1 protein-coding gene is annotated in these 806 nt (G+C 29.2%); it reads right to left on the reverse strand.

What is annotated here, in order from left to right; all coding sequences use genetic code 11:
• Nucleotides 1–345: 345 nt before the first annotated feature.
• The coding region (locus QZ106_RS00700) for a hypothetical protein (protein ID WP_295973019.1) at nt 346–806 on the reverse strand (461 nt) is incomplete at its 5' end.

The following is an 806-nucleotide window of genomic DNA, read 5'->3' on the forward strand; positions in this document are numbered from 1 at the left end:
CGCTAAAGAATAGAATTACTATACCTATGATATAAAAAATTAATGTCCATCTATCTTTATATACTTCTGTTAGAAACACAGATAGTTTTTCCTTAATAGTTCTTATTCTTTCTAAAATACATTCTTTAAACATAATCATTTCTATATTAAATTGAATATTCATCTATTGTAGGGATTAATTTTATACCTAATTTGATAGCGCACGCTTCACGGCGAGTGCTTGTAATTCATTAAAAAAGAAAAAGGCACACGCTGAGAAACTACGATGGCGCAAGCGTCCACGCTTGTGCCCGTAACTAAAATGAAAAAAGCACAAGCGTGGACACTTGCGCTATCGTGGGGCAATTACGTAATAATCTTATTAAGAAAACTAAAATGTTCTAGATCACCATATTTTTCACAAACATATTTTGCTAATTTTACCTTAAAATTATCATCGATTATATGCTTAACATAAATCAATTTATCTGGTTCAATTTCATCATTTATATATTGCTCTGCAGATTTTTTATAACTTAACAATCCCTTAGTTAAATTACATAATTCCTCATCACTTAGCTCTCTAAACCAATTCTTTCTACCTTCTAATTTCAATATCTTATCTAAAAAATGAGATTCCATTGTAATAGCGAAGTTTTCCTTTAACTTTGCTTTTATATTTACTAAGTATTTAGGAACAGGTAAGGATTTTATATTAACCCTATGGATATTTTTAGAGATCCTTAACTTAGTTTTTCCATTATCAGAGGATTTAAAATCACGAAAATAATTTATAGCTTCAAGTCCAGCATGATCAAGATCAACAA

It is taken from the genome of uncultured Aggregatibacter sp. (assembly GCF_901873365.1).
Classification (GTDB): Bacteria; Pseudomonadota; Gammaproteobacteria; order Enterobacterales; family Pasteurellaceae; genus Aggregatibacter.